We start from the raw sequence: 26,180 nt of genomic DNA, 5'->3' as shown, positions 1-26,180 counted from the left end.
CCGGCGCCCCGGCCCGCTCGTTTCCTCCGGGCCGACTATTACGGCATCCGGGGGAATTGCGAAATGAAGGCGTTTTCCGCTCGTTACGCGGTACGGACCCCCGAACCCCGCCTCCTGAAAAGGACCGTACCTGACATGAAGCCGACCACCCGAGGAACCCTTGCCGTCGTCGTCACGGGCGTCGCGGCCACCGTGGGTGCCGCAGTCCCCGCAGCCGCGTCCGGCACGGTCCCCGTCCCGGTGCCCCTGGCCGGCGTCTCCCAGCCGCTCGGCGTGGACGCGCCCAGGCTCGGTGCCGAACTGCCGTTGCTGAGGACCGGCGCCCCCGAAGGGCCCCGGTACGTCACGGGCCGGCTCCTCCCCGACCGGACCGTGCCCCGGCTGCCGGTGAGCGGGGGGCTGCCCGGCGCGGACGCCAGGGCCCCGCTGCCGCACCTCCTGGACGACGGCTCCGACCACCTCGACGTGGACTCGCCCACCGGCGACCTGCGGGCCCTCACCCCCGGTCTGTCCCTGGACCTCCCCCTGTCCGCACCCCGGGCAGCCGGCCACGGCCTGCCGGCCGCCAAGGCCCCGCACGCCGCCGTCCTCCCCCCGGCGCTGCGGACCGTCGTGGACGGCAACGTGGGGACGGGCCCGGGACGGTAGCCGGGCACGACCCTGCCCGCCGTTCGGACCCTTGCCGGTGACCCCGCGCCCCCTCGACCGGTTAGCCGGTACGGACATCGCAACCGCAGGAGGAGCGAACATGGTCGTCGGCGTGGACGGAGTAGGGGTCGGTGCGGAGCCGGGAGCCGGGGCGCGGAGCACCAGACCGTCCCGGAGGGAGATGGCGCGGGGGCTGCTGGCCTCCGCCACCGCGGTGGCGCTGGCGCCGCTCGCCGTCGCCTCCCGGCCCGCGCCCCCGGCCGGAGGCCCCGGCGTCGATGAACCAGCCGGCCGCCGGGGCTCCTTCGGGGAGACCTACCGGGGCCGCCACATCCGCGGTGTCCTGGTGCCCGCCGAAGGGGGCCAGGAGGCCCACGGCGAGTGGCGGATCACCGTCGACGGCCACCCGCTGCACCTGATGCGCCGGGCCGACGGGAGCTGGCTGAGCATGGTCGACCACTACACGTCGTACCGGACACCGCTGGAGGCGACCCGGGCGGCCGTGGACGAGATCGGGCCCGGCCGGCAGCTGCGCGACCTCGCGCCGGGCCGGCTCACCGGCGGGCACCCGGAAGGGCCCGGGCACATGGGGGGACCGCATGGCGTACGTGCGTAAGGACGTCAGCACCCTCACCGCGAGCGAGCGCCGGCGGTTCGTCAACGCGCTGCTCGCCCTCAAACGGCGCGGCGAGTACGACGAGTTCGTGCGCATGCACATCGCCTTCTACACCGCCGACGGCGAGGACGGACTGCGCACGGCCCACATGGCGCCGTCCTTCCTGCCCTGGCACCGCAGGTTCCTGCTGGAACTGGAACGGGCGCTGCGCCGGATGGACTCCTCGGTGACGGTGCCGTACTGGGACTGGACCCGGGACCGTACGACGACCTCCGTGCCGTGGACGAAGGACCTGCTCGGCGGGAACGGGCGGCGCTCCGACCGGCAGGTGACGACCGGGCCGTTCGCCTACGCGGCGGGTCACTGGACGATCAAGGAGGGCGTCACCGACGGCCGTTACCTCACCCGGGACCTCGGCCGCCGGGCCGCCCCCCTCCGCCTGCCCACCCGCGGCGAGCTGCAGTCGGCCCTGAACGACCCCGTCTACGACGCCTGGCCCTGGGACTCGACCGTCCGCAAGGGCTTCCGCAACAAGCTGGAGGGCTGGGGGGCCGGCACCGGCAGCGGCTCCTGGAAGAACCACAACCGGGTGCACCGCTGGGTCGGCGGTGCGATGCTCGGCGGCGCGTCCGTCAACGACCCGGTGTTCTGGCTGCACCACGCCTTCCTCGACCTGCAGTGGTACCGCTGGCAGCGGGCCCACCGCAGCCACCGCTACCTCCCGGCCGAGCCGCCCGGCGGCGCACAGCACCGGCGGGTCGTCGCCCGGCACGAGAAGCTGCCGCCGTGGGACGAGACACCGGACCAGTTGGAGGACATGAGCCGGATCTACCGGTACGCGTGAACGGCCGGTACGCGTGCGCACGGGCCCGCGTACCGGCCACGGACACGACAAGAGCCCCGGCCTTCGCAGCGCCGGGGCTCTTGCCTGGAAGTGCCGGTCTGCTCAGTTGCCGTAGCCGCCGGGGCCGGGGGTGCCCACCTTGCCGGAGTGGCCGCTTTCGTTGACGCAGGCGTTGCCGAACGCCGGGTTCAGCGCGGCGATGACGTTCACGGTGTTCCCGCAGACGTTGACGGGGATGTGCACCGGGACCTGGATCACGTTGCCGGACAGCACGCCGGGCGAACCGACGGCGGCAGCCTCGGCGCCCGCGTCGGCCAGGGCCAGTCCGGCCCCGCTGAACACCACGGCACCGGTGCCGAGAGCGACACCGGCTGCCTTCGCGATGCGAGACATCACGATCTCCTTCTGTAGCTCGGAAAAAAGCACGACGGCAATCCAGCCGCCGCACTCCCCGTTCAACGGCGGCACCCGAGGCTGGTCACGGTGATCAGCTCGGAATCACTCGTTTAACGGGCAGACAGCGGCCGTCGGTGCCAAGGAGCGGCGGGGCGGTGTGGAGCGGCGGGGCGGCAGGGAGTGGCGGGGCGGCGGGCAGTGGCCGGGCGGCGGGGGTCGGTGTGTTCCGGCGAGGGGGTCCTGCGGACGTGTGCGGTGCGGTGGGGTGCGGTGCGGTTGCCGGGCGGGGGTGTGCCGGGCTGTCGGGCCTTGCCGCCGCCGTGAGGGCAGCCGCCGTCAGGGCAGCCGTCGTACGGGTGCCCCTGCCAGATAGGCCTGGATGTCCTCGACGGCCTGGCCGTAGTACGTCGTGTAGTTGGCGTGGGAGACGTAGCCGAGGTGGGGTGTGGCGAGGAGGCGGGGCGCGGTGCGCATCGGATGGTCGGCGGGCAGCGGCTCGGTGTCGAAGACGTCGACGCCCGCACCGGCGATCCGCCCCTCGTGCAGCGCGGCCAGCAGCGCGTCCTGGTCGACGATCGCGGCGCGCGAGGTGTTGACCAGATAGGCGCTCGGCTTCATCAGGGCGAGTTCGGCGGCACCGAGGAGGCCGCGGGTGCGGTCGCCGAGGGCGAGATGGACGGACACGAAGTCGCTCTCCCGCAGCAACTCCTCCTTGGAAGCGGCGAGTTCGACACCCACCTCCTCGGTGCGCTCCTTGGTGAGATGCCGGCTCCACGCGCTGACGCGCATACCGAAGGCGAGCCCGACCCGGGCGACCCGGCCGCCGATCTTCCCCAGTCCGAGCAGGCCCAGCCGGCGCCCGTGCAGATCGGCTCCGACGGTCGACTGCCAGGGGCCGCCCGCGCGCAGGGCGTTGCTCTCCTGGACGACCCCGCGGGCGAGACCGAGCAACAGGGCCCAGGTCAGCTCGACCGGCGGGGTGCTGGAACTCGCCGTACCGCACACGGTGACCCCGTGCGCCTCGGCGGCGGCGTAGTCGATGACGCTGTTGCGCATCCCGGAGGCGATCAGCAGCTTCAGCCGGGGGAGCCGGGCGATCAAGGAGCCGGGGAAGGGGACGCGTTCGCGCAGGGTGACGATGATGTCGTAGCCGGCGAGCGCCTCCGCGAGCGCGTCCTCCCCGTCGAGGTGCTCGCGCAGCGCGACGACCTCCACCCGCTCCTCGACCGCCGACCAGTCGGCCAACTCGGTTGCCACACCCTGGAAGTCGTCCAGCACAGCACAGCGAAGTCGCACGTCGTCTCCCCTCCGGGGCGACTGTACCGACCTCCCGATCCCGCTTGTGGGCCGAGGGTCACGAGGGCGGCCTTCAGCGCGGCTGCCGCCTTGTCCAGGCCGACCATCCCCACCGCACGAGAGCACCCACCCCGAGGGCGACGAGGACCGCTCCCCAGTCGATGACATGGGGAAGCCCGGGAAAGAAGGCGAAGAACGCCAAAGTGCCCAGAAGCCCCCCGACGAACCCGACAGCCCCTACCCACGGCCGCGCTGCCCATCGGTGGGTGCGGTCCCCCGATTCCTGCTGACCGGTCATGGACAACCTCACTTGGTGATGTGGTGGCACTGGCTCACGCGGCGCACCCCGTTGACGTAGAGGTGAGCGCACGTCTTGCCGTAACGAGGCAGTGTCTGCGGAGAGTTGTTCCGCATGGGGTCGATCTTGCACTCGCTGTGCGTCCTGCCCCGTGACGTGCGGTAGGTCCGGTTGTCGGTGTCGGCGTAGGTGAAGTCGATACGCCAGTTGCAGAAGCCGCTGCCGAGCGCCGCGACGAAGGCACAGTCGACACCGGCGTTCTGATAGGTGATCTTCCTGCCGCTGCCGCGGACGATGTGGGTGAACATGCAGCCGGTCGGCACCTTCACCGTCATCCCGCCCACGCTGTACTCGAACGTACGCACCGGTGTCGAGCCGACGGCGGTGGCGTGTGCGGTCGTCGGTGTGGTGAGAGTGAAGGCCGCGGTCGCGGCAAGGCCTGCAACGAGGCGCCTGAGGTTCGGCATGGCCAAGGTCGTTCCCCTCCTGGTGGTCGGCCGATGGACACCAGGGCAACCGCGCCCCGCCCACTTCCGTTGCGGCGCACCCGCCCGCTTCACCGAAGTGAGGGATCGTAGAGCGCCCGTGCTGACCTGCGGAAACGTTCCGGACTGGGTAGTGCGGTACGCGGGGCGGTGTGTGCACGGGTTTCGGGTCTGGTGTCGCGGTGTGGGGCGCGTGGGGTGGCGTATGCCTGGGTTCCGGCCCCGGTGTCGCGGCGTGCGGCGCGTGGGGCGGTGTACGCGGCCGGAAAAGCGTGCGGCGCCACCCCCCGTGGAACGGGTGGGCGGCGCCGCGTGAGGGAGGCGGTGGCTCAGCCGGGGAACGGCTTGCTCTGCTCGTCCTCTGCCTTGATGCACGCGTTCAGCCTGCGCTGAAGGGCCGCGGCGTCGTTCAGCGCCTTCCTGGCCGCCGCGTTCTCGCCCAGCTGCTTCAGCTTCGCCGCCTTGGTCTTGAGGCGGGCGATCTCCTGGCGCATCTGCCTGTCATTGCACGTGATGGTGGCCTTGGCCACCACCGAGGTCCGGCCGGCCGACGTGGCGGCGTGAGCGGGCACGGACGTGACGAGGAAGCCGCCGGCGACGACCGCGGAGACGGCCAGCGCGGAAAGGCGCTTGTTCATGTTGTTCCCCCAGACAGGGCTCGAGTTGGTCGAAGTTGATCTTACAGAGCAGACCAACTCGCCAGTAACCAGCCCCGTCCGCGGCGCACCCGGCGCCGCCGTCATTCGGGGAGGCAGGCCACCTGGGCGTCCTCGGTGAGCGGCCAGATCTCCTCTTCCCCGAAGTCGGGGGCCTGGAAGGGGTTGGTCGTCGGAGCGGGCGACGCCGCGGCGGCGCGGCGCGGTTGCCCTTCCGGGGCGGAGAACAGCGATGTCAGTTCGATGGGAGGGCTCTCTTTCATGGCAGGCCCCTCGGGGGCCTGGGGGTACCGTGCCCGGGCACGGCGGTTCTACAACTTGGTCATCTTGGCGTACGGGCTCAGGACCCGCACCTGGGCCGAACCGAAATCCACGAGCGCCGCGACGCCGTCCTCGATGCCGATCACCCGGCCGAGGCCGTACATGTCGTGGGTCACCTGATCGCCCATGGCGAAGTGCTTGGGGGCCGGGGGAACCGGGGCCTTGAAGGGGCTGGTAGGCAGATGACGCTTCGGCGCAGCAGGCTTGGTCATGGCTCAGTATGAGCCTACTTACGCCCCCTTCGCTGTGGTCATGGGCACAGATCCGGCCGCGAACAGCCGCTTCAGGCCACTGACCTGCGGTTTCGGCACGTTAAGCGGAAAAAACTGCCCCGATCAGCAAAAACGCCCTACCGGCGGGGGAGGGCGGAGCGTGGGCGCCCCGGCAGGACTCGAACCTGCGGCCAAGCGCTTGGAGGGCGCGCCTGGTGGGTCTTGGGTCACACCCTCGTTGACCTGTGTAAACGATCTCGCAGTGAGCGGCAGGCACCGCGATGTCCGCCGTCTCCACGGGCTGTCCCTCGTCGCTGCAGTACGTCCGCCTGGCTGACGGTGACACCGATCGCGGCCATGCGGTTGACGACACCCGCCCCGGCGTGCGGCCCTCCCTGGCCATCGTCGCCCGGCTGTCCGCCGTGGGGCTTCCCATGCTGAGGTGGTCGGCGATTCAGGGCGTATCACGCAGCGTCTGAGTGACTCTGAGACTCTCTTCCATCTGCTCGACGGCAGCTACGGGCACGCGGAAGGTCCGACCTATTCGGATGGCATCCAGATCATTGGAGTGAATCATCCGATACACAGCAATCTTGGACACAGCCAATCTACTAGCAACCTCCGCGACGGTCAGGAAGTTTCGGCTTCGCCTGCGGGCTGGAGGCTGTGGGCGGCGAAGCTCTGTGTGACGAAGCCGCGTCTTTTGAGATGCCGGGACGGAAGGTCCAATCGTTGGGCGCTCCGACCCGGACGGCTCCGTCGACTGCTCGCCTTCTTCCTGTGGCGGGGGAGGGGTAGCGCCGAGACCATCGGTGGCTTGGTCTCGTGGTGGAATGACGACGATGGGGGCGCGGGTGAGCGCAGCGGCGACCTGGCCGGCGAAGTCACGTGAGCGGACCCCATGTGTGGCAGGACGGAAGGCGTCTGTCTCACGGGCCAGCGCAATGCGGACCTGACGGGCGAACGACTTAAGCTGCACCGGCCTCTCCTTCGATTGAGGGCTGAGGCTGTGCGACCGGCGCCGCGGCGGCAGGCTGCCCCGCGGGTGATGCCGCTGCCGCTACTGGTGCCGGTTCCACAGCGGGGTGGGATAGTCCCTGCCGCATCAGTTGTTCAACTATCTTGGGGGCGGCGACACCAACGGCGATCGCCCCCAGCGGGCCCGCGATCTGACCCGACGTCCCAAAGGCCGCAGCCAGGCCGGCTCCAAGGGCATTGCGTATGAGCACGGCAACCAAGTACGGCGCTAGTGGTATCTCGTCCGGCAGCCTCCATGGGAAGCCCTTCACTCGCTGGATGGCGCGGTAAAGATCGAGAGCCTCAACCGCAGCGGAACCCACGAGCCCCCATAAGCACGCTGTCCACCACACCACGCTGACCTCCCCTGACGGACACGGTGTGACAACCAGGCCAGCATGGCGGCAGGCGCTCCCTATGCGCCAGAGAACGTCAGAGGGTGCGGGCCCGCTGTGGGGCGCTGGTTGGCGCGTTCCGTGCCGCCACTGTGCCGGGTCGCCGATGCGCTGCTTGCGAGCGCCGCTTCAACAACAGCTAACAGAATGGGCTCCGCGGGCTGACCCAGAGAGATCCTGGCTCCCCGTCGGCGACGAACCGCGTCAGGGATTGCTCCAGCAGTTCCAGAAACTGCCCCAGGTCATCGGCTACCTTGTCGAGTTCCGGTTCGTTCAGCGACGCAGTCCGTGTCCGATGAACCGACCCATCAGGGCTCGCGACGTAGGACAGGCCGCCGCCATTCGAGCCGATGACCAGACCAGGGCCCTTCTGGTTCGCGTCGACTTCGACAGCGCCGTACTCCCGGAGTCGTAGAAGGTGACCAGATCAGCCGGTATGAGAGCCGCTTGGCCAAGCGTGCGAGCCGCGGCTTGATCGTCGCGGTTGCCGGCCGGACCTCGTTGGTGCCGGGGGGAAAGCCGTGTCGACGCTCGAACTCACCCGTCTTGCCGTGAGCGTCACGGAGACCCTGGCTGTCCACGAAGCCAGCCAAGCGGGTGAAACTGAACGGTCACTCATGAGTCCGGATCATGGCATAAGCCCCCCATCCAGAGGGCGACCAGCGGCCTTGCACCAACGTCGGCACAGTGGGTCATTGCCACCTCAAGTCCTGGCGACTCCTCCGCAAGCTTCGCTGCTCGACGACCCGGATCACAAGCCTCGTCCAAGCCGTTCTGGTCCTCGAGCTCGCCGCCTCGGGCTGAGATCAACCCGCAGCATTCACCAGGTCCGTCAATTCGGCCTCGGTCGTGCCCGCTCGCAGACGAACGTCGAAGGTGTAACCCTCATCGCAGAACACCAGGTCAAGGTCCATGGGCGCCAGCTCGCGGAAGACGATCGCCAACCAGATCGCGTCTTCCTCCCAGACGTCCATGTACAGGCATGTGGCGTCCTGGTGCAGATACGCCTCACCTGGGCCGTTCTCCGTCTCAAACTGCCATCTGAAACTGCGTACTTCACTGCGGTGCATCGAGTCGATCTCAACCTCAGACCACCGGGCACGGATCGCGTCTGTCAGCGCATCTCGATCAATGCGCCATCCGCCCACATCACCCTCGACCACCGCCAAGAACGTCATAGCCAGGGTCTACCAGACGTCCGTGGCACAGCGCCGATCGGCTATCGCCTGAAGTTGGAAAAGGCTCAGTACCCTGAGCTGTCGATGGGGGATGAGGCAGCAGGCGAGCTTCAGGAACGCTTCGTGGAGATGGGCTCTCCGTTCCCACCGGATCCGCAGGCGTCGGAAGCCGGGAAGTCCACGGATCTGACCAGCCCAGATGCTGTGGGCTTCTGTCGTTGTCGGTCGGCGTTGGCCGACCTTTGACGGCCCGGAGACGGGCCGAATATCGCGTGGGGCCTTCGTTGAGCTGGGTTCGCTAACATCCCGGGACCGAAGGGGGCAGATATGGCACTGGGGCGCAAGGGAGGACGGCGCATAGTCGTCGATGGCACGGCCTACCGCTGGCAGCTGCGACGCAGACCCACCTACAGCCAGGCTCTCTGCTGGTCGCCGTGCACTTACGTCGTGGAGCATGCGGATTGTCCCGGGACAACTCTCGTCGTCACCACGAACCAGCCTCACCTCAGCAACTGGCTCGGAGTCCCGGGCAACTCGGTACTACCTTCCGATGTCGCCAATGCCATTGCATCCGCCCTACGAGAGGGCTGGTTCCCCACTCTGGCGGGCTCGCCGTTTCACCTCGACCAGTCCGCCGGTTTCTCTCCCTTGCCCTGAGCCGGCTGGCGGATGAGCACCGCTTTAGCAGTTCGATCTCTCAACCGTACGCACGGCCCTGGCTCGTTCACGGGCGGTCCGTAGTCCAGTTCCGGTTGCCGGGGTCTGCCGTCGCCCAATGACGTTGATGTCAGCTGGTGATGTCAGACCGTGGGTGTTCGTTCGGCAGGGGCACGTACGAACTGGGTACATCGCTCATCGCAAGCGCCCAGAGCGCGGAAGTTCCTTCGTGCTTCCGTAAGGCTCAGCCGGCCGTTGGGCCGCCTCGCACTCGGTCAGCATCGTGATCGTCCTGCCCGTCATCCTCCCCAAAGCCCGGCGCGTCGCAGAAACTCCATCAGGACGACTTGGCTGTGGGCGATGCCGTGGCCTCGCCGTCGACGCGCACGCGGCGCCCGCCGCCCTCCGCGACCGGGCAGACGACGACGCGAGCACGAGCCATTCGCACGGGATGCGCGACCACCGACGGCCGCGCATCCCGTGCACGGCTGATCAGATGGTGGAGTTCTACGGTGCACACAAGCTGGGAGACGCGTTACCACCCGCAGTAGGCAAAACCGCGCTCAGCAACCCGCCAATTACGTTGACCCCCGCAGCCAGAACTGGCACTTGGACGCCGAGCACGTTGACGTTGTTTGCGCACACCCCAACGTTGTTGTTCTGGAGGTCTTGCGCATTGATCAGGGGCGCGCCATTGGTGTTGGACGTCGGGCCAGGCGCGGCTGACGCCACGGTGGGGGTTACCGCGACGAGGGCGGTGGCCACAGCGGCGGCGGCTGCAAGCTTGCGGAGCATGCGAGGTTCCCTTCGAACAGGCTGGTCAACCTGTGACCAGGCTGGTTCCACGTCGCGTCTCCAGCGACCGCAGGCAGCCACCCGGAGCAGCCGCTTCACCCCCCGGCCCGTGGCACGACCGCGGGCTACTCGGCTTCCTTCGCAGCCTGCTTAAGCCAAGTCAGTTGACTGCACCAATGGGATGATCGACCCGATGTGGGGAGGGCAGGTCGGGGGGCTTCACCTCACCCCTATACAGGGACGGCGCGATTTCTCAGGCAGAAGGCAGGTGAGACACGCACGGTGCTGGGGCATCCAGCCCTGACCCGCATCCTGCGGCAGCACATCGCGGACGAACAGCTCCGGCCGGGTGATCTGCTCTTGCAGGGTGAGTCCGGTGGCATCCTCGCCGGTTCCGTCGTCCGTCGGGCCTGGCGCAGCGCGCGGAAGGCAGTCCCGCCCCAGAGGGCAGGCGCCGGCTGATCTTCGACCGGTCGGGAACTCGACACGTATTCGACACGGCCACCCGCGAAAACCCGGTGACAGCCGGACAGCCCCGGAGTCTGCCCTTGATCATCAAGAGGGCGTCCGGGGCTTCGTCGTACCCGCCGACATCCACTCTGACCTGCGAAAAGCCCTCCCGAGCGGGAGGGCGGAAACTGGCGCCCCCGGCAGGACTCGAACCTGCGGCCAAGCGCTTAGAAGGCGCCTGCTCTATCCACTGAGCTACGGGGGCCGGTGGGGTGGCCTCGTGTGCGGTGCCCTGGGGCGGGCTGATCCGTGACGTTGCCGGGGTCAAGGATAGGGCTCCCGGTTCCCTGACCCTGTCGCTTCGCCTCCGTGGCTCGATGTGGAGGTTCAGTGAAGCGGTCCTGATAATCGCAGGCAGGTACGAATCGCGCACCGCTTTTGGCGTCCGACGCACCGGGTGTTGTGCACTCGTTATGCCTGGCCTGTGCCCATGTCCCGGTCATCCCTTCCGCCCTTTCTGTTCCGTCGGCGCGCAGACATGTCCATATGCTTCAGAATTCCCCTAAAATTGGGCATTCTTCGCATGTGGTGACCTTGGACGTACGGCCTCAGCTGCTCGACACACTCTCCGCTCTGCGCGACCGTGTCGCCGCCGCACGCTTTCCGCTGCCCCTCGCGGGGGCGCCACGCGCGCGTGCCAACCGCGACGAACTCCTCGCGCAGCTCGACGACTACCTCGTACCCCGGCTACGCGAGCCGGAGGCGCCGCTGCTGGCCGTCGTCGGCGGCTCCACCGGCGCGGGCAAGTCGACGCTCGTCAACTCCCTCGTCGGCCGGCGCGTGAGCGAGGCCGGCGTGCTGCGCCCGACCACCCGGACGCCGGTGCTGGTCTGCCATCCGGAGGATCATCACTGGTTCAGCGGCATGCGCGTGCTGCCCCAGCTCGCGCGCGTGTGGGTGCCCCAACAGGACCCCGCCGACGAACTCGTGATCTCCGAGGACGAGCCCGCGCGCGTGCTGCGCGTCGAGACCGCCGACTCCCTCCCGCGCGGGCTCGCCCTCCTCGACGCCCCTGACATCGACTCGCTGATCGCCGACAACCGTGTCCTCGCCGCGGAACTGATCTGCGCCGCCGACATCTGGATCATGGTGACCACGGCCGCCCGCTACGCCGACGCCGTCCCCTGGCACCTGCTGCGCACCGCCAAGGAGTACGACGCGACCCTCATCACCGTCCTGGACCGGGTGCCCCACCAGGTCGTCTCCGAGGTCTCCCGGCAGTACGGCGCCCTGCTCACCAAGGCCGGGCTCGGCGACGTACCCCGCTTCACCGTGCCCGAACTGCCCGAGTCCGCCTGGGGCGCCGGGCTGCTGCCCGCCACCGCCGTCGCGCCCCTGAAGAGCTGGCTCGTCCAGCACGCCCAGGATCCCGCCGCCCGGCAGCACGCCATGGCCCGTACGGCCCACGGCGTCCTCGACTCGCTCAAGTCCCGCATGCCCGAGCTGGCAGGCGCCGCCGCCGCCCAGTACGCGGCGGCCCTCCGGCTCACCTCCGCCGTGGAGTCCGCCTACGACAAGGAGCACGCGCGCGTACGGGCCCGCCTCCAGGCCGGCGCGGTACTCGCCGGGGACGCCCTCAAGCGGTGGCGTGCCTTCCCCCTGGACTGCACCGCCGGCGAGCTCCTGGACGCCCTCGTGGAGAGCCTGGCCGCGCTCCTGCTGTGCGCGGTCACGGCCGCCGACGAGCGCGTCGACGACGCCTGGCGGCGCGAACCCGCCGCCGACGCCCCGGAACTCGCCGGCCGCGAGGCGTCCCTGGAGCGGGCCGAGCACCGTATCGGGCTCGCGGCCCGGCGCTGGCGGCGTGAGCTGGAGGAGTACGCCGAGGACGAGGTACGGGTCCTGGAACGCACCGGCGGCCCCGACCCCGAGGTGGTCGCCGCCCTGGTCGCCACGGCCGTACTGGGCGGCCGCAGGGCCCGTACCGCGGGCGAGGGTCTCGCCGAACGGCTCGGCGCCCACGGCGTACTGCGGCTGCGCGACCGGGCCGGGCGGCTGCTCGTCGAGCACGTGGACCGTGTCATGAACGCCGAACGCGAGCGGCGTCTCGCTCCGCTGGACGCCCTCGACGTCCATCCCGAGCCCCAGGCCGAACTCATCGCCGCGCTGTCCGTACTGCAGAAGGAGAGGTGACCGGTGACCGCCGTCACTGACCAGGACCACACGGATCACACCGAGCACGCCCGTCACGCCGGTCCTTCCGGTCACGCCGGTCACGCCGGTTCCGGTGCCGTGGACGGCGTTCAGCGCGCGGGCGGCTTCACGGAGGCGCGCCCGAGCCTGGGGAAGGACGACGGCCCCGGCCGCGAGGCTTCCGGCAGACCGATGCAGGAGCAGGAGCAGGAGCGGGGGGAGGGCGCCGGGGGCGCGTCGAGTGCGGCGGGCGGAGACAGCGGCATGGACGCGGCCGGCGGGTCCCCCGCGCGCGTGGACGTCAAGAACGACGAGGGGGACGACGACGGCCGTCCCGCGCGCGTGAAGGGCGACAGGGACGACCAGGACGCCCAGGACGGCAACGGCGGCCAGGACGACAACGCGCGCCCCTCCCGCGACGACCACACTCGCCCCGCGCGCCTGAGGGACGAACCCGCGCGCCTGAGGGACGAACCCGCGCGCGTGCGGGACGAGAACGAGCGTCCCGCGCGCGGGCACCGCTCCGAGGAGGGCGGTGTCCCCGTCCCCCGGCCGCACGCGCACCCCTCGCAGCCCCGCCCCGCCGCCGACGCCGTACCCCCCAAGGCCGACGCCGTACCCCCCAGGGCGGACGCCGAGCCCGACTCCTCCGCGGAGACCTGGGACGACGGGCTCATCGCGCGGCGGGTCACCGAGGCCAACGCCGCCGCCCTCGCCGCCGACCGCGCCTCCACCGGGGAGCCGGCGCACCGCGGGGCGGGCGGCCACAGCCCGGCCCCGCTGGCGTACGACGGCCCGCTGCGCTCCCGCCTGGATGCCCTGCGGGAACTCGTCGGGCTGTCCCGCACCCGTCTGGACAGCGGCACCCTCGCCGAGGCGGGCCGGGTCCTGGACGAGGCGGCCGCGCGCCGCAAGCTCTCCGGCCGGCACACCGTCGTCGCCCTCGCCGGCGCGACCGGCAGCGGCAAGTCCCAGCTGTTCAACTCGCTCGCCGGGGTGCCCATCTCGGAGACCGGGGTACGGCGGCCGACCACGGCAGCGCCCATCGCGTGCAGTTGGAGCGACGGCGCGGCCGGCCTGATCGACCGGCTGGGCATCCCGGGCCGGCTGCGCCGCCGCCCGCTGCACAGTCCGGACGTCGAGGGGCAGTTGCGCGGGCTGGTCCTGGTCGACCTGCCCGACCACGACTCCGCCGCCGTACAGCACCGCGAGCAGGTCGACCGGATCCTGAAGCTGGTCGACGCCGTCATCTGGGTCGTCGACCCGGAGAAGTACGCCGACGCCGTCCTGCACGAGCGCTACCTGCGGCCGATGGCCGGCCACGCGGAGATCATGTTCATCGTCCTCAACCAGGTGGACCGGCTGCCCGGGGATGCCGCCGACCAGGTCCTGGACGATCTGCGGCGGCTGCTGGACGAGGACGGCATCGCGCTCGGCGAGCACGGCGAACCGGGTGCCACCGTCCTCGCGCTGTCCGCGCTCACCGGCGACGGCGTCGGCGAACTGCGCGAGATGCTCGGCCAGTTCGTGGCGGAGCGCGGCGCTGCGGCCCGCCGGGTGGCGGCCGACGTGGACGCCGCCGCGGCCGAACTGCGGCCCGTCTACGCCACCGGCCGACGCGCCGGCCTGAGCGAGGACGCGCGCGAGGACTTCGCCGCGCGGCTCGCGGACGCGGTGGGCGCCACCGCCGCGGGCGAGGCCGCCGAGCGCGCCTGGCTGCGCAACGCCAACCGTGCCTGCGGTACGCCCTGGCTGCGGCTGTGGCGCTGGTACCAGGGCCGGAGCGACTCCACGACCGGCCGTCACGCCGTACGCGCGCAGGCCGACGAGGAGGCCACCGCCCGCCAGCGCGTCGAACAGGCGGTCCGTACGGTGTCCGACCGGGCGTCGGCCGGGCTGCCCGCGCCCTGGGCGCAGGCGGTGCGCGAGGCCGCGGTACGCGGCTCCCAGGGGCTGTCCGAGGCACTGGACGACCTGGCGGCACGGGCGGGGCTGCCGCCGGGCCGCCCGCCGCGGCCGGGCTGGTGGCCGGTGGCCGTAATGGTCCAGGCCGCGATGACCCTGCTGCAGATCGCGGGCGGCGCGTGGCTGGTGGGGCAGATCGCCGGGGTGATGGCGCCCAACCTGGGGGTGCCGGTGCTGCTGATGGTGTGCGGGATCGTCGGCGGGCCGCTGGTGGAGTGGGCCTGCCGGATGGCGGCCCGGGGGCCCGCCCGGCGCTACGGCCAGGAGGCGGAACGGCGGCTGCGGGAGGCGGCGGCGAGCTGCGGCCGGGCCCGGGTGCTCGATCCGGTGGCGTCGGAGCTGCTGCGGTACCGGGAGGTGCGGGAGCAGTACGGCAGGATCGTGCGGGCCGCGTCCAGGGTGGGCTGAGGGGGCGGCAGAGGGGCGGGTGAGGGCGTCCGGACGAGGCCTCACCCGTCCGGGTGGCGGAGTTCTCCACAGGCGTGGGGTGGTCCACAGGGCTCAGCGGGCTCGGCCCGGCGGAGGCAGTCTGAGGTCACGGCGATCGCACGGCGGTCCGGGCGCGGAAGCGGCGGGCGGTGCGGGCGGTCGCGGAACGTGCCGGCGCGTACGGCGGTCGTAGGCGCGGCACGGCAGACGCAGCCGTACGGGACGGGCCCGTACGTGTGCCCGCCCGGCCGGAAGAGGACGGGCGGGGGAGGGGAGCGAGGACATGAACGAGACCATGGTCTGTGTGGTGGGCAACGTGGCGACCCCGCCGGCGTACCGCGAGCTGGCGGCGGGGCCGTCGGCCCGATTCCGGCTGGCGGTGACCGCGCGCTACTGGGACCGGGAGAAGAGCGCGTGGACGGACGGGCACACCAACTTCTTCACCGTGTGGGCCAACCGGCAGCTCGCGGTCAACGTGACGGCGTGCGTGGAGGTGGGCCAGCCGGTCGTCGTCCAGGGCCGGCTGAAGGTGCGCACGGAGATGCGGGACGGACAGCAGCAGTGGGCCTCCGCCGACATCGACGCGGTCGCGATCGGCCACGACCTGTCGCGCGGTACGGCGGCCTTCCAACGCGCCGTCAAACCGGAGGCACCGCCGACGACCGCCCGGCCCGAGCCGAACTGGGAGACACCGCGCCCGGCGGACCCGCGGGAGGAGGACGGGGCGCCGCAACCGGAGGGTGAGGTCCTGGCGGTGACGTGACGTGGTCCTGGCGGTGACGTGACGTCAGCGGGACGCCGTGGGACTGCCGTTGGGTGGCCGCCGGGACGGCCGCCGGGCTGCCGTCGGCCTGCCCCAACACACCGTACGAACCGGTGGATTTGTCGATATGGCCAGCTCAAGGACGGTCCCGGCGATAACGATTGCGGATCGGATCGGCCATCGGATGATCCGACCGTCGGGAGAGGCTCCGGCTGATCCATAGGATGCCGGGCGTGCCCCTAGGGGCTGCCGATTCTGCTGGTGGGACCGTCCCCCACGTCCAACGGGTCCTGCTCGAAGGGGAATTCTGTGCTTGCTGCGTTCTCTGGGTTCTGCCGCTCCACCGGGACGGCCCGCCTGGCCGCCGCCACCACGGTGACCGGCCTCGTGGCGGCCGGCGTGCTGTCCGGCGCCGGTACGGCCGTGGCCGAGGAGAGAGCGCAGACACAGGGCGGGGCGACGGCCACGATCAACGGCCTGAAGACCTACGGCGAGGCCGTGATCCACGGGGTCGGGAACGACGCCGACCAGCGGGTGTCCGCGGGCCTGTTCGAGATGTCCGTGGACGGCGGCGGCACCCTGCAGACGTACTGCGTCGACCTGCACAACCCGACCCAGCGGGACGCCCGTTACCAGGAGACGCCCTGGAGCGGCACCTCGCTGGGCACCAACACGGACGCGGGCCGGATCAACTGGATCCTGCAGAACTCCTACCCCCAGGTCAACGACCTCGCCGCACTCGCCAGGCGGGCGGGCACGAGCGGGCTGACCGAGCAGGACGCGGCGGCCGGCACCCAGGTGGCCATCTGGCGCTACTCCGACGGCGCGAAGGTCGACGCCGTCGACCCGCGGGCCGAGAAGCTCGCCGACTACCTGGAGAAGAGCGCCCGGGGCGTCGCCGAGCCGCAGGCCTCGCTCACCCTGGATCCGCCCGCCGTCTCCGGGCGCCCCGGCGACCTGCTGGGGCCGGTGACCGTGCACACCAACGCGGGCGCGGTCACGGTGAGTCCGCCGGCGGACGCCGCCACCAGCGGAGTGCGGATCATCGACCGGACCGGCAAGGTGATCACCTCGGCGAAGGACGGCAGTCAGCTGTTCGTCGACGTCCCCGAGGACGCGGCGGACGGATCGGCCGAGCTGTCCGTGCAGGCGTCGACCACCGTGCCGGTGGGCCGGGCCTTCACCTCCGACAGCCGCAGCCAGACCCAGATCCTGGCCGGCTCCAGCGAGTCCACGGTCTCCGCGACCGCCACGGCCGGCTGGGCGGCCGACGGCGCCATACCGGCGGTCTCGGCCCGAAAGAACTGCGCCAAGGGCGGGGTGGACATCACCGCGGTCAACAAGGGCGACGCGCCGTTCACCTTCTCCCTGATGGGCGCCGGACACACCATCCCCGCGGGCGCGTCCCGCACGGTGACCGTGCCGCTCCAGGAGGACCAGGCCTACGACTTCACGATCACCGGCCCGCACGGCTTCAGCCACCGCTTCACCGGCGTCCTGGACTGCAGGACCCAGGGCACGCTCACCACGGAGACGGCCCAGCTCCGCAACGACCCCAGCCCGGCCACGGTGGGCGGCAGCACCGTCCCCGACACCAACCTGGCCGCGACCGGCGGCTCCGCCGTCACCCCCCTGATAGCGGGCGTGGCCATCGGTTTCGTGGTCATCGGCGGCGCGGTCCTGGTCGTCCTGCGCCGCAGGGAGAACCCGGCCGGCGAGTGAGGCGGGGCCGGCGTGGCTCCGAGCCGCCGCACCGGTCACGGCGGGGCGGCACCCGGCCGGCCTCCCGCGCGGTCCGACGTCGGCCACGTGTAGGGCAGATCGTCCGGCACATCGGGGAAGAGCGGCGCGTAGGTCTCCGGGTCCTTGCGTACCAGCGCTGACCGGTGGCTGCGGTGGAACGCCTCGTCACCGAGCCACGGCGGCAGTTCCCCGGCGGCCGCCAGCTGCCCCTGCCGGCGAACCGACGCACCGGGCCGGAACGCGAGGAGGTCGGCGACCAGGGTGGCCGCACAGCTGTCCTGATGGCCGCGTTCACGCCACACCGCGCACACTTCGAGGCCGTAGCGGACCAGGGCCTCCTCGTATCCCGCCCACATGCGCACCGCCGGGTGGTGGCGCCATCCGTACCCCGGTACGACGAGTCCGCGGAGTACCTGCAGCGCCTCGACCCGCTGTTTTCCGAGTCGCCGACGGTCCAGGGCCTCCGCTGAGGACCTGAAGTCGGAATAGGGCAGGAAAGTCTGCATGCCTCGCCCCCAGTCGGCCGGGGAAGTCCAAGATTACGGGAGTGCTCCGCGCGGTGCCACGCTGACTGCCGTACCAACGTTGAATAGGCAAATAAAAATGTCGTCGGATTTCCCGGATCCGGGGTGCGGCTCAGGAATGTGGGGAACCCAGGCAGAACAACCCAGCGAGAACAGTGACTGCTGTAATGCGCACCGGGAGAGCAGACATGATCGTCAAGAAAATGCACGAGATGGGTGTCCGCAGCGAGCACGCCTACATGGCCGCGTTCACCTCGATAGGCCTGACCGTCGTCGCCTGGGCGACCAGCCTGAAGGCGGAACCCGGCACCGGGCTCGACCGCGCGGACCGGTGGGGCCTTTTCGTGGGCGAGTGGGCTCCCACGTTCTTCGGTCTCGGTCTCGCCCTGTCCCATTACGAGCAACAGGACGGCACCCTGACGGCCAGTGTCCATGAATTCCCGGAACACCGGGTGGCCGGCTGAAACGGGAAGATCACTGCGGTGCGGTCGGGCGTTCCAGGGCAGGTGTATTCCCGACCGCTCGGAGATCTTCGAGATCTCGAAGATCTCGAAGATGTGGCAGTGGAAGAGCCGAGCCGGCCGTAGATCGGGCTCCGTGAGGCGGCCGTAGATCGCTCTGTGAGGCTGGGGCGGAGAAGGCCCGTCTCGCGGCGCTCCGTCCGCCCGCGCGGCCGCCTCGACACCGTCCGTGACCGCGGGGCGTGGCAGCGCTCCGGGCACGGGCGGCCGAGGCGGCCCGGCGGGCACCGCCCGTGACGGACCGGCTACCGAAGCGTGGGGTGACGTCGCAGGTCACGGGCGTGCGCCCCGACGCGTTTCCGTGCAGGGGTGGCCGTACGGCAAGATGGGGTGTATCTGCCCACTGCCAGATTTCAAGCTGCCGGACGGTTTCTCTTGGCTGAGTTCATTTACACCATGCGCAAGGCGCGCAAAGCGCACGGCGACAAGGTGATCCTCGACGACGTCACCCTGAGCTTCCTGCCGGGGGCGAAGATCGGTGTCGTCGGTCCGAACGGTGCCGGTAAGTCGACCGTGCTGAAGATCATGGCGGGCCTTGAGCAGCCGTCGAACGGTGACGCGTTCCTGTCGCCCGGCTACACCGTCGGCATCCTGCTGCAGGAGCCGCCGCTGACCGAGGACAAGACCGTCCTGGAGAACGTCCAGGAGGGTGTCGCCGAGATCAAGGGCAAGCTCGACCGGTTCAACGAGATCGCCGAGCTGATGGCGACGGACTACTCGGACGCGCTGCTGGAGGAGATGGGCAAGCTCCAGGAGGAGCTCGACCACGCCGAGGCCTGGGACCTGGACGCCCAGCTGGAGCAGGCCATGGACGCCCTGGGCTGCCCGCCCGGCGACTGGCCCGTGACCAACCTCTCCGGTGGTGAGCGGCGCCGCGTCGCGCTGTGCAAGCTGCTGCTCCAGCAGCCCGACCTGCTGCTGCTCGACGAGCCCACCAACCACCTCGACGCCGAGTCCGTGAACTGGCTGGAGCAGCACCTGGCCAAGTACCCGGGCACCGTCGTCGCCGTCACCCACGACCGGTACTTCCTGGACAACGTGGCCGGCTGGATCTGCGAGGTCGACCGCGGCCGCCTCCACGGCTACGAGGGCAACTACTCCAAGTACCTGGAGACCAAGGCCGCCCGCCTCAAGGTCGAGGGCCAGAAGGACGCCAAGCGGCAGAAGCGGCTCAAGGAAGAGCTGGAGTGGGTCCGCTCCAACGCCAAGGGGCGGCAGGCCAAGTCCAAGGCCCGTCTCGCGCGGTACGAGGAGATGGCCGCCGAGGCGGACAAGATGCGGAAGCTGGACTTCGAGGAGATCCAGATCCCGCCGGGCCCGCGGCTGGGCAACGTCGTGGTCGAGATCAACGACCTGACCAAGTCCTTCGGCGAGAAGGTGCTGGTCGACGGGCTGTCGTTCACGCTGCCGCGCAACGGCATCGTCGGCGTCATCGGCCCGAACGGCGCCGGCAAGACCACGCTGTTCAAGATGATCCAGGGTCTGGAGACCCCGGACTCCGGTGACATCAAGGTCGGCGACACCGTCAAGATCTCCTACGTCGACCAGAGCCGCGAGAACATCGACCCGAAGAAGACGCTGTGGGAGGTCGTCTCCGACGGCCTCGACTACATCAACGTCGGCCAGGTCGAGATGCCGAGCCGGGCGTACGTGTCCGCCTTCGGCTTCAAGGGCCCGGACCAGCAGAAGCCGGCCGGTGTGCTCTCCGGCGGTGAGCGCAACCGGCTCAACCTGGCGCTGACCCTGAAGCAGGGCGGCAACCTGCTCCTCCTCGACGAGCCCACCAACGACCTCGACGTCGAGACGCTCTCCAGCCTGGAGAACGCGCTGCTGGACTTCCCCGGCTGCGCCGTCGTCGTCTCCCACGACCGGTGGTTCCTCGACCGCGTGGCGACGCACATCCTCGCCTACGAGGGCGAGTCGCGGTGGTTCTGGTTCGAGGGCAACTTCGAGTCCTACGAGAAGAACAAGATCGAGCGGCTCGGTCCGGACGCCGCGCGTCCGCACCGCGCCACCTACAAGAAGCTGACCCGGGGCTGATCGATCTTGCGGCACCTCTACCGCTGTCCGCTGCGCTGGTCGGACATGGACGCCTACGGCCATGTCAACAACGCGGTCTTCGTCCGCTACCTGGAGGAAGCCCGTATCGACTTCCTGTTCCGTCCGGAGAAGGACTTCCAGCAGGGATCGGTGGTGGCGCGCCACGAGATCGACTACAGACGGCAGCTCGTGCACCGGCACCACCCGGTGGAGATCGAGCTGTGGGTCACCGAGATCCGGGCCGCGTCCTTCACCATCACCTACGAGGTGAAGGACGAGGATCTCGTGTACGTGCGGGCCTCGACGGTCGTCGTGCCGTACGACTTCGAGGGCCAGCGGCCCCGCCGGCTCACCGCCGAGGAGCGCGCGTTCCTCGAGGAGTACCGGGACGGGACCGAGAAGGAGGAGGCCGTCGCGGCATGACGGTGCTGCACCTGGCCGACGAGACGGAGGCGGCGGGCCTCGCCGCCTTCCTCTCCCGGCTGCTCCACTACGACCGTGGGGCCGCGGTGCGGCTGCAGGCGGCCGGCACCGCTCTCGCCGTCTTCGGCCGGCCGCCGTCCTTCGAGATCCTGGCCGTCCGCGCGGTGCGCCTGGCCAAGCCGTACGAGGACGGGCTGAGCGTCAGCCTCGACGTGACCGTCTCCGCCGGCGAGCTCCTGGAGTCCGTGGACGAGCGGGCGGCCACCGCCGCCGTGCCGGGCGCGGTGACCGGGCCGCCGTGGGCCGGGCTGCTGCCGCCGCGGACCGGCTGGCAGCAGGAGCCCGGGCTGCCCGCGCCGGACGCGCTGCGCGCCACGGTCGCGGCCGCGGTGGCCGAGTTCCGCTCGCGCACCGAGGAACTGGCGCCGGAGGGCCGTACCCGCGCGGAGCTGGACCGGATCGGGCGGGACATCTGGTCCCGGGAGATCAGGGGCACCCGGCTGCCGGTGCGCGCCGTGCACGCGGCGCAGTCCCTGGGCTTCCTGCGGCCCGGCACCGGTCCGGGTGACACCGGGCTGTTCTCGTCGGGGGCGTGGCTGCGGCTGCGTACGCCGTACGGGTCGGTGGCGGTACGGCGGACAGGGCTCGGGTCCTTCGGGCTGAGCGTGCGCTGAGGCTGCGCCGCACCGCCGCCCGGTTCCTCCAGGCGCGATGACCGGGGGCGGCGGCCCCGGGGGAGCCGGGGATCAGCGGGGGCGATCAGTCAGGGGTGTTCACCATCGACGCGGCGGCGTACGTCAGGTAGTTCCACAGCGTCCGCTCGTGCTCCTCGGACAGGCCCAGCTCGTCGACCGCCGTCCGCATGTGCCGCAGCCAGGCGTCGTGCGCCGCCCGGTCCACGGTGAACGGCGCGTGCCGCATCCGCAGCCGCGGGTGGCCGCGGTTCTCGCTGTACGTCGTCGGGCCGCCCCAGTACTGCATCAGGAACAGCACCAGCCGCTCCTCGGCCGGGCCCAGGTCCTCCTCCGGGTACATCGGCCGCAGGACCGGGTCCTCGGCGACTCCCTCGTAGAAACGGTGGACGAGCCGGCGGAAGGTGTCCTCCCCGCCGACCTGCTCGTAGAAGGTCTGCTCCTGAAGCGTGCCGCGCCGAATCTCATTCACCCGTCCATCGTCTCAGACACGGGATGACCCGAGCCATGGAGTAGGACGTCCGGTGAAGGCTCCTGCCTCGGAATTCTCGGAGCCGACCGCTCACGACCACCACCCGAGCACCCCTACTGTGGACGCATGGGCGCGCACGACCGGGAGATCGCGGCTCTCGCCGACGCGGCACGCGCCGCGCTGGTACGGGAGATCGACGCCGACGGCGCCTGGGCCGCCGACCCGGTGTGGCGGGAGGCGTTCGCGGCGGTGCCCCGGCACCTGTTCGTGCCGTGCTACCACGTCGCCGGGGCGCGCGGACACGAGCGCCGCTGGGGTGAGCACCCCGACCCCGCGGCCCGGGCACGCTGGGTGCGCGGCGCCTACGCGGACGAGCCGCTGGCCACTCGGCTGCGCGACGGCGAGCTGGTCTCCTCCAGCAGCCAGCCCTCCCTGATGGCCCGGATGCTGGTCGCCCTGCACGTGGAGGACGGCGACCGGGTGCTGGAGATCGGCGCCGGCACGGGCTACAACGCGGCCCTGCTCGCCCACCGGCTCGGCGCCGACGACCTCGTCACCACCGTCGACCTGGATCCGGAGATCACCGAGTCGGCCCGGCGGCACCTCGCCGCGGCCGGCCGGCATCCGGTCGTCGTCACCGGCGACGGCGCACGTGGAGTGCCCGAACGCGCCCCCTTCGACCGGATCATCGCCACCTGCGAACTGCCCACGGTGCCGCGCGCCTGGCTCGCCCAGTGCCGCCCCGGCGCCCGCATCCTCACCCCGCTCGCCACCGGCCTGCTCGCGCTGACCGTGCGGGACGCGGAGCACGCCGAGGGACGCTTCCTGCCCGGGGCCGCCTTCTTCGTGCCGCTGCGCGGCGAGGGCCGGGCGGAACCGGAGGGCATCAGCCTGGCCGGGCTGCCGCGCCGGGCCCGCGAGCAGGAACCGTTCCGCTTCCTGCTCGCGCTGACCCGGGGCCGCCTCGACCCGCGGGAGGCGTACGCCCTGTGGGAGCGCGAGGGCGAGCCGGACCGCGAACGCTACGGCGTCACGGTCGCCGGCGGCCACGCCCGGGCGTGGCTGGACCGGCCGCGGGGGCCGTACGTCTGGCCCCTGCCCTGAGCGCGGTTCAGCCCCGGCGGACGGTGATCGTCGTCCAGGCGCCCACGTGCACCCGGTCGCCGTCCTGGAGCGGGACCGGCACGAAAGGCTGGATCGGCTCCTCCGACATGTTGACCGTGGTGCCGTTCGTCGAGTTCTGGTCGACGACCGCCCAGTTGCCGTCCGGCTGCTGCACCAGCACCGCGTGCTGGTGCGAGACGCCCGGGTCCTCCGGCGGTACCGACAGGTCGATGTCGGGGGTGTCGCCGGTGGAGTGCCGGCGGCGGCCGATGGTGACCTGGTTGCCGGAGAGCGTGCGCTGCTGCTCGGGCGAGTACGCGGGCAGGTTGAGGCCGGCGGCCTCGGGTCCGGAGCGCTGCATCATCGCCATGAAGTACTCGCGGTCCGGGCCTATGGTCGCCGTCCAGGTGGCCGGCCGGGCGGCCTGCGGTGCCTGCGGTGCCTGTGGGAAGCCGCCGGGTCCGGAGGGGGACTGGGTGGCGCCGGGCCCCGGGTAGCCGTAGCCGCCGCCCTGGCCGGGGGAGGACGGCGGGGAGATCACCCAGTCGTCGTCGCCCGCCGGGGGACGGCCGGTCTCGCGCGGGAACGCGGGTGGAGCCGACGCCCCGGCCTGGTGGAACCCGTGCGGGGCCTCGCCGAACCCATGACCGGTGCCCTGGCCCTGGCCCTGGCCTGGACCCTGACCTCGGCCCTGATCCCGACCCTGGCCTTGTCCCTGGCCGGGATGGCCGCCGAAGCCGGAGCCCTGACCGGGGCCGCCGCCGAACCCGGAGGGCCCACCGGCGCCGGGACCCTGCCCCGGACCGCCACCGAACCCGCCCTGGCCGCCGGGCCCCTGACCCTGCCCCTGACCTGGGCCCTGGCCGGGATTACCGCCGAAGCCGGAGGGGCCGCCGGAGCCCTGACCGGGACCCCGACCCTGCCCGGGACCGCCGCCGAAGCCGGACGGTCCACCCTGACCCTGACCCTGACCCTGCCCGGGACCGCCACCGAATCCGGACGGTCCCCCCTGACCGGGACCCTGGCCCTGGCTCTGGCCGGGCCCCTGCCCCTGCCCCTGCCCCGGACCGCTGCCGTACCCCGACGGACCGCCGCCGAAGCTCGGTGGGGGGCCCGACGGGCGTTGGCCGGTCGTGCCGAAGGGGGGCGGGCCGGGGGAGGTCGGCGGGCCGGACGGGGCGCGGTCGGCGCCGAACGGCGTCGGGCCCGACGGCTCGCTGCCGAAGGACGGGATCGGCTCGGCCGGCCGGTTCACCTGCGAGGGCCGCGAGCCCTGGTACTCGTACCCGTCACCACTGCCGTACGTCGCGCTCGGCGGCTGGAACCGCGGCTGCGGCTGCGGCTGGCGCGGGGCGGCCGGCGTGTAGGACGTCGCGGTGTTGGTCAGGAAGTTCCACCGGCACTCCTCGCAGAAGGGCGCGCCGCCCTCGCGGGGCGTGCGGCACTGCGGGCACAGCTCCGGCTCGGGTGCCGCGGCGGCCGGGCCGGGCCGGCCACCGGCACCGGCCGGCGGCGGGAAGCCGTAGCCGCCGGCCGGGGGTGGCGGCGGAGGGGGCGGGGGTACGGCACCGGCCATGCGGTGACCGCAGACCTCGCACCAGTCGTCGGAACCCGACTGGTGTCCGTTCGGGCAGGTCGGCATGTCGGTGCTTCCCCTTCTCCTACGCTTCCAAGGATCACTTCTTCACACGAACAGTCTTGGTGGACCGGGTCTCCAGAGTCTTCTCGTCCGCCTCCGCGACCCTCGTCTTCAACCGCACAGTACCTGTCGCGGCGTCGACCACGTCCACCACCTTCGCAAGCAGTTTCGCAGTATCCGCGTTCCCCGAGGCGTTCGCGAGCTGAACGGCCCGACCCAGTTTGGCCGTTGCCCCATCGAAATCGCCCGCTTTGCGAAGGTCGAGGCCCTTCTGGATGGCTTTCGCCAGTTCGTCCTGACCGGTGTAGTGGGCGACTTGGGGATTCATCGAGGTGGAGGCGGCCAAGTCGTCGGTCCACACGGCCCGTACGAGCCCCTGCGGGCCGAGACTCCGCCCGCCGGGACCCTGCGCCGGGCCGTCCCCGGCCCCCGGCACCACCAGCGAGACCCGCGCGGCGAGCATCTCCTGGCCGAGCCCGGCCGGCGGGACCGTCAGGCACAGGTGGTAGTCGCGGGACTCGTCGCCCCAGGACCCGGTCGGATAGTCCCCGGCGCGCGGCCCGGCCTCGGTGCGGCGGGCGGTCAAGTCCTCCACGGCGGGGGCGACTTGCTTGAGGAACCGGATGGTCGTGCCGACCGGCGTCCACACCCGCAGGGCGACGTCGGCGACCTCCTTGCCCATCGCCGTCTCCATCATCCGCGTGAAGTCGGCGGCCAAGCCCGCCGGGTCGGCGACGATGTCGGCGGTGCCGAGCAGCGCCGAGGCGATCCCTGTGACTTCTTTCACTTCCCAGTCGGTGCCCACGCCCCTCGCGTCACAGGTGAACCGGCCGGCGCAGGCGTCCAGCGTGGCCCGCAGGTCCTCGGCCGACTCGTGCTCGTTGCGGCCGTCGGTGAGCAGGATGCCGTGCCGGATGGTGACGTCCGCCGAGGACAGCAGCCGGTCGGCGAGCCGCAGCCAGGTGCCGATGGCCGTACCGCCGCCCGCGCTCAGCCGGCGCAGCGCCTGCTTGGCCTGCTCCCGGGTGACCTCGCCGGCGACCGCGAGCCGCCCGCCGCCCGGATAGACCTCCGTGGCCACATGCGTACCGCCGATCACCGCGAAGTGGGTGCCGTCGCGCAGGGTGTCGATCGCGGCGGCGGTGGCCTCCCGGGCTCCCCGCATCTTGGCCGGCGGATAGTCCATGGAGCCCGAGCAGTCGACCATGACCGCCACCGCGGCGGTGGGCCGCTGCCCCGGCGCGTGCCCGGGCGCGGAGACCGTGCCGCCTGTGGTGCCGCCGCCGGTCGCGCTCACCGTGACGATGGCGTTGACCTCGGTGCCGCCCTCGGGCAGGTGCTCGTTCTGGTAGACCTCCACCGAGAACCGCGGCGCGTTCGGCTTCGCGAAATTGGCCATGCTTGATCG

General features: G+C 71.4%; 25 protein-coding genes, 1 tRNA gene and 2 pseudogenes. 13 read left to right on the top strand and 15 right to left on the bottom strand.

Going from position 1 to position 26,180, the window contains the following annotated elements:
* Nucleotides 1–135 precede the first annotated feature (135 nt).
* From ACZ3ZD_RS14580 to ACZ3ZD_RS14570, 3 genes are all read left to right on the top strand, one after another.
* Nucleotides 136–648 carry a hypothetical protein gene (locus ACZ3ZD_RS14580; protein WP_467396639.1) on the top strand — a complete coding sequence of 171 codons (513 nt, stop codon included), beginning with the start codon at nt 136–138 and terminating at the stop codon, nt 646–648.
* A 100-nt stretch (nt 649–748) separates the two neighbouring features.
* Entirely contained in the window at nt 749–1,264 is a 516-nt protein-coding gene (locus tag ACZ3ZD_RS14575) for a tyrosinase family oxidase copper chaperone (protein WP_467396637.1), read from the top strand.
* Entirely contained in the window at nt 1,248–2,108 is an 861-nt protein-coding gene (locus ACZ3ZD_RS14570; protein WP_467396635.1) for a tyrosinase family protein, read from the top strand. Before ACZ3ZD_RS14575 ends, ACZ3ZD_RS14570 begins: the two co-directional genes overlap by 17 nt.
* Before the next feature lie 102 nt (nt 2,109–2,210).
* Here the strand turns inward: ACZ3ZD_RS14570 and ACZ3ZD_RS14565 are convergent, their stop codons facing one another.
* The 8 genes and pseudogenes from ACZ3ZD_RS14565 to ACZ3ZD_RS14530 form a co-directional block, all read right to left on the bottom strand.
* Nucleotides 2,211–2,501 carry a chaplin gene (locus tag ACZ3ZD_RS14565; RefSeq protein WP_467396633.1) on the bottom strand — a complete coding sequence of 97 codons (291 nt, stop codon included), beginning with the start codon at nt 2,499–2,501 and terminating at the stop codon, nt 2,211–2,213.
* A gap of 339 nt (nt 2,502–2,840) precedes the next feature.
* Entirely contained in the window at nt 2,841–3,800 is a 960-nt protein-coding gene (locus ACZ3ZD_RS14560; RefSeq protein ID WP_467396631.1) for a D-2-hydroxyacid dehydrogenase family protein, read from the bottom strand.
* Between the two features lie 306 nt (nt 3,801–4,106).
* Nucleotides 4,107–4,565 (bottom strand): hypothetical protein, encoded by a 459-nt coding sequence (locus ACZ3ZD_RS14555; RefSeq protein WP_467396629.1) that lies wholly within the window; start codon nt 4,563–4,565, stop codon nt 4,107–4,109.
* Nucleotides 4,566–4,912: 347 nt separating this feature from the next.
* A complete protein-coding gene (locus ACZ3ZD_RS14550; protein WP_467396627.1) occupies nt 4,913–5,221 on the bottom strand; it encodes a hypothetical protein in 309 nt (102 codons plus the stop codon).
* Between the two features lie 101 nt (nt 5,222–5,322).
* Nucleotides 5,323–5,502: a hypothetical protein gene (locus tag ACZ3ZD_RS14545; RefSeq protein ID WP_467396625.1), complete on the bottom strand. Its 180-nt coding sequence runs from the start codon at nt 5,500–5,502 to the stop codon at nt 5,323–5,325.
* A gap of 48 nt (nt 5,503–5,550) precedes the next feature.
* The gene (locus tag ACZ3ZD_RS14540) at nt 5,551–5,772 is read right to left on the bottom strand and encodes a hypothetical protein (RefSeq protein ID WP_467396623.1); all 222 of its coding nucleotides are present in this window, start codon (nt 5,770–5,772) and stop codon (nt 5,551–5,553) included.
* 100 nt (nt 5,773–5,872) lie between these two features.
* A pseudogene (locus ACZ3ZD_RS14535) lies at nt 5,873–6,170 on the bottom strand (hypothetical protein); the annotation flags it as partial.
* Between the two features lie 56 nt (nt 6,171–6,226).
* Nucleotides 6,227–6,406, bottom strand: coding sequence for an excisionase family DNA-binding protein (locus tag ACZ3ZD_RS14530; RefSeq protein WP_467397185.1), 180 nt, complete (start codon nt 6,404–6,406; stop codon nt 6,227–6,229).
* Between the two features lie 1,480 nt (nt 6,407–7,886).
* Between ACZ3ZD_RS14530 and ACZ3ZD_RS14525 the strand changes: the two are divergent.
* Nucleotides 7,887–7,988: pseudogene (locus ACZ3ZD_RS14525) on the top strand (IS5/IS1182 family transposase); the annotation flags it as partial.
* Nucleotides 7,989–7,990: 2 nt separating this feature from the next.
* Here ACZ3ZD_RS14525 and ACZ3ZD_RS14520 read toward each other — a convergent pair.
* From ACZ3ZD_RS14520 to ACZ3ZD_RS14510, 3 genes are all read right to left on the bottom strand, one after another.
* Nucleotides 7,991–8,362, bottom strand: a complete 372-nt coding sequence (locus ACZ3ZD_RS14520; RefSeq protein ID WP_467396621.1) for a hypothetical protein — start codon at nt 8,360–8,362, stop codon at nt 7,991–7,993.
* Nucleotides 8,363–9,162: 800 nt separating this feature from the next.
* Nucleotides 9,163–9,267 carry a CPCC family cysteine-rich protein gene (locus tag ACZ3ZD_RS14515; protein WP_467397184.1) on the bottom strand — a complete coding sequence of 35 codons (105 nt, stop codon included), beginning with the start codon at nt 9,265–9,267 and terminating at the stop codon, nt 9,163–9,165.
* 1,186 nt (nt 9,268–10,453) lie between these two features.
* Nucleotides 10,454–10,529 (bottom strand) — tRNA-Arg (locus ACZ3ZD_RS14510).
* Nucleotides 10,530–10,849: 320 nt separating this feature from the next.
* Here ACZ3ZD_RS14510 and ACZ3ZD_RS14505 point away from each other — a divergent pair.
* From ACZ3ZD_RS14505 to ACZ3ZD_RS14490, 4 genes are all read left to right on the top strand, one after another.
* A complete protein-coding gene (locus ACZ3ZD_RS14505; protein WP_467396619.1) occupies nt 10,850–12,457 on the top strand; it encodes a dynamin family protein in 1,608 nt (535 codons plus the stop codon).
* A gap of 192 nt (nt 12,458–12,649) precedes the next feature.
* A complete protein-coding gene (locus ACZ3ZD_RS14500; RefSeq protein ID WP_467397182.1) occupies nt 12,650–14,830 on the top strand; it encodes a YfjP family GTPase in 2,181 nt (726 codons plus the stop codon).
* A 304-nt stretch (nt 14,831–15,134) separates the two neighbouring features.
* Entirely contained in the window at nt 15,135–15,614 is a 480-nt protein-coding gene (locus tag ACZ3ZD_RS14495; RefSeq protein WP_467396618.1) for a single-stranded DNA-binding protein, read from the top strand.
* A 357-nt stretch (nt 15,615–15,971) separates the two neighbouring features.
* On the top strand, nt 15,972–17,336 hold the full coding sequence (locus ACZ3ZD_RS14490) for a Cys-Gln thioester bond-forming surface protein (RefSeq protein WP_467397180.1): 1,365 nt from the start codon (nt 15,972–15,974) through the stop codon (nt 17,334–17,336).
* A 35-nt stretch (nt 17,337–17,371) separates the two neighbouring features.
* Here ACZ3ZD_RS14490 and ACZ3ZD_RS14485 read toward each other — a convergent pair whose 3' ends face one another.
* Nucleotides 17,372–17,863: an MSMEG_6728 family protein gene (locus tag ACZ3ZD_RS14485; RefSeq protein ID WP_467396617.1), complete on the bottom strand. Its 492-nt coding sequence runs from the start codon at nt 17,861–17,863 to the stop codon at nt 17,372–17,374.
* Nucleotides 17,864–18,069: 206 nt separating this feature from the next.
* Here ACZ3ZD_RS14485 and ACZ3ZD_RS14480 point away from each other — a divergent pair, with 206 nt between their 5' ends.
* The 4 genes from ACZ3ZD_RS14480 to ACZ3ZD_RS14465 all read left to right on the top strand — a co-directional run bounded on the left by ACZ3ZD_RS14480 (nt 18,070) and on the right by ACZ3ZD_RS14465 (nt 21,539).
* Nucleotides 18,070–18,345, top strand: coding sequence for a hypothetical protein (locus ACZ3ZD_RS14480; protein ID WP_467396615.1), 276 nt, complete (start codon nt 18,070–18,072; stop codon nt 18,343–18,345).
* Nucleotides 18,346–18,777: 432 nt separating this feature from the next.
* Nucleotides 18,778–20,442: an energy-dependent translational throttle protein EttA gene (gene ettA / locus ACZ3ZD_RS14475; protein ID WP_467396613.1), complete on the top strand. Its 1,665-nt coding sequence runs from the start codon at nt 18,778–18,780 to the stop codon at nt 20,440–20,442.
* Nucleotides 20,443–20,448: 6 nt separating this feature from the next.
* Complete coding sequence (locus ACZ3ZD_RS14470) at nt 20,449–20,865, top strand: acyl-CoA thioesterase (protein ID WP_467396611.1); 417 nt, start codon at nt 20,449–20,451, stop codon at nt 20,863–20,865.
* Entirely contained in the window at nt 20,862–21,539 is a 678-nt protein-coding gene (locus tag ACZ3ZD_RS14465) for a DUF8185 domain-containing protein (protein ID WP_467396609.1), read from the top strand. Before ACZ3ZD_RS14470 ends, ACZ3ZD_RS14465 begins: the two co-directional genes overlap by 4 nt.
* Nucleotides 21,540–21,624: 85 nt before the next feature.
* Here the strand turns inward: ACZ3ZD_RS14465 and ACZ3ZD_RS14460 are convergent, their stop codons facing one another.
* On the bottom strand, nt 21,625–22,029 hold the full coding sequence (locus ACZ3ZD_RS14460; RefSeq protein WP_467396607.1) for a globin: 405 nt from the start codon (nt 22,027–22,029) through the stop codon (nt 21,625–21,627).
* A gap of 126 nt (nt 22,030–22,155) precedes the next feature.
* Here ACZ3ZD_RS14460 and ACZ3ZD_RS14455 point away from each other — a divergent pair, with 126 nt between their 5' ends.
* Nucleotides 22,156–23,133, top strand: coding sequence for a methyltransferase domain-containing protein (locus ACZ3ZD_RS14455; protein ID WP_467396605.1), 978 nt, complete (start codon nt 22,156–22,158; stop codon nt 23,131–23,133).
* 7 nt (nt 23,134–23,140) lie between these two features.
* Here ACZ3ZD_RS14455 and ACZ3ZD_RS14450 read toward each other — a convergent pair whose 3' ends face one another.
* The gene (locus ACZ3ZD_RS14450) at nt 23,141–24,775 is read right to left on the bottom strand and encodes an FHA domain-containing protein (RefSeq protein ID WP_467396603.1); all 1,635 of its coding nucleotides are present in this window, start codon (nt 24,773–24,775) and stop codon (nt 23,141–23,143) included.
* 34 nt (nt 24,776–24,809) lie between these two features.
* Complete coding sequence (locus tag ACZ3ZD_RS14445) at nt 24,810–26,171, bottom strand: vWA domain-containing protein (protein WP_467396601.1); 1,362 nt, start codon at nt 26,169–26,171, stop codon at nt 24,810–24,812.
* Between the last annotated feature and the right edge of the window lie 9 nt (nt 26,172–26,180).

The sequence above is a fragment of the Streptomyces sp. NPDC023481 genome (genome assembly GCF_055560195.1).
Note: the sequence above shows the minus strand (reverse complement) of the source record. Positions and strands in the feature narration are given on the sequence as shown.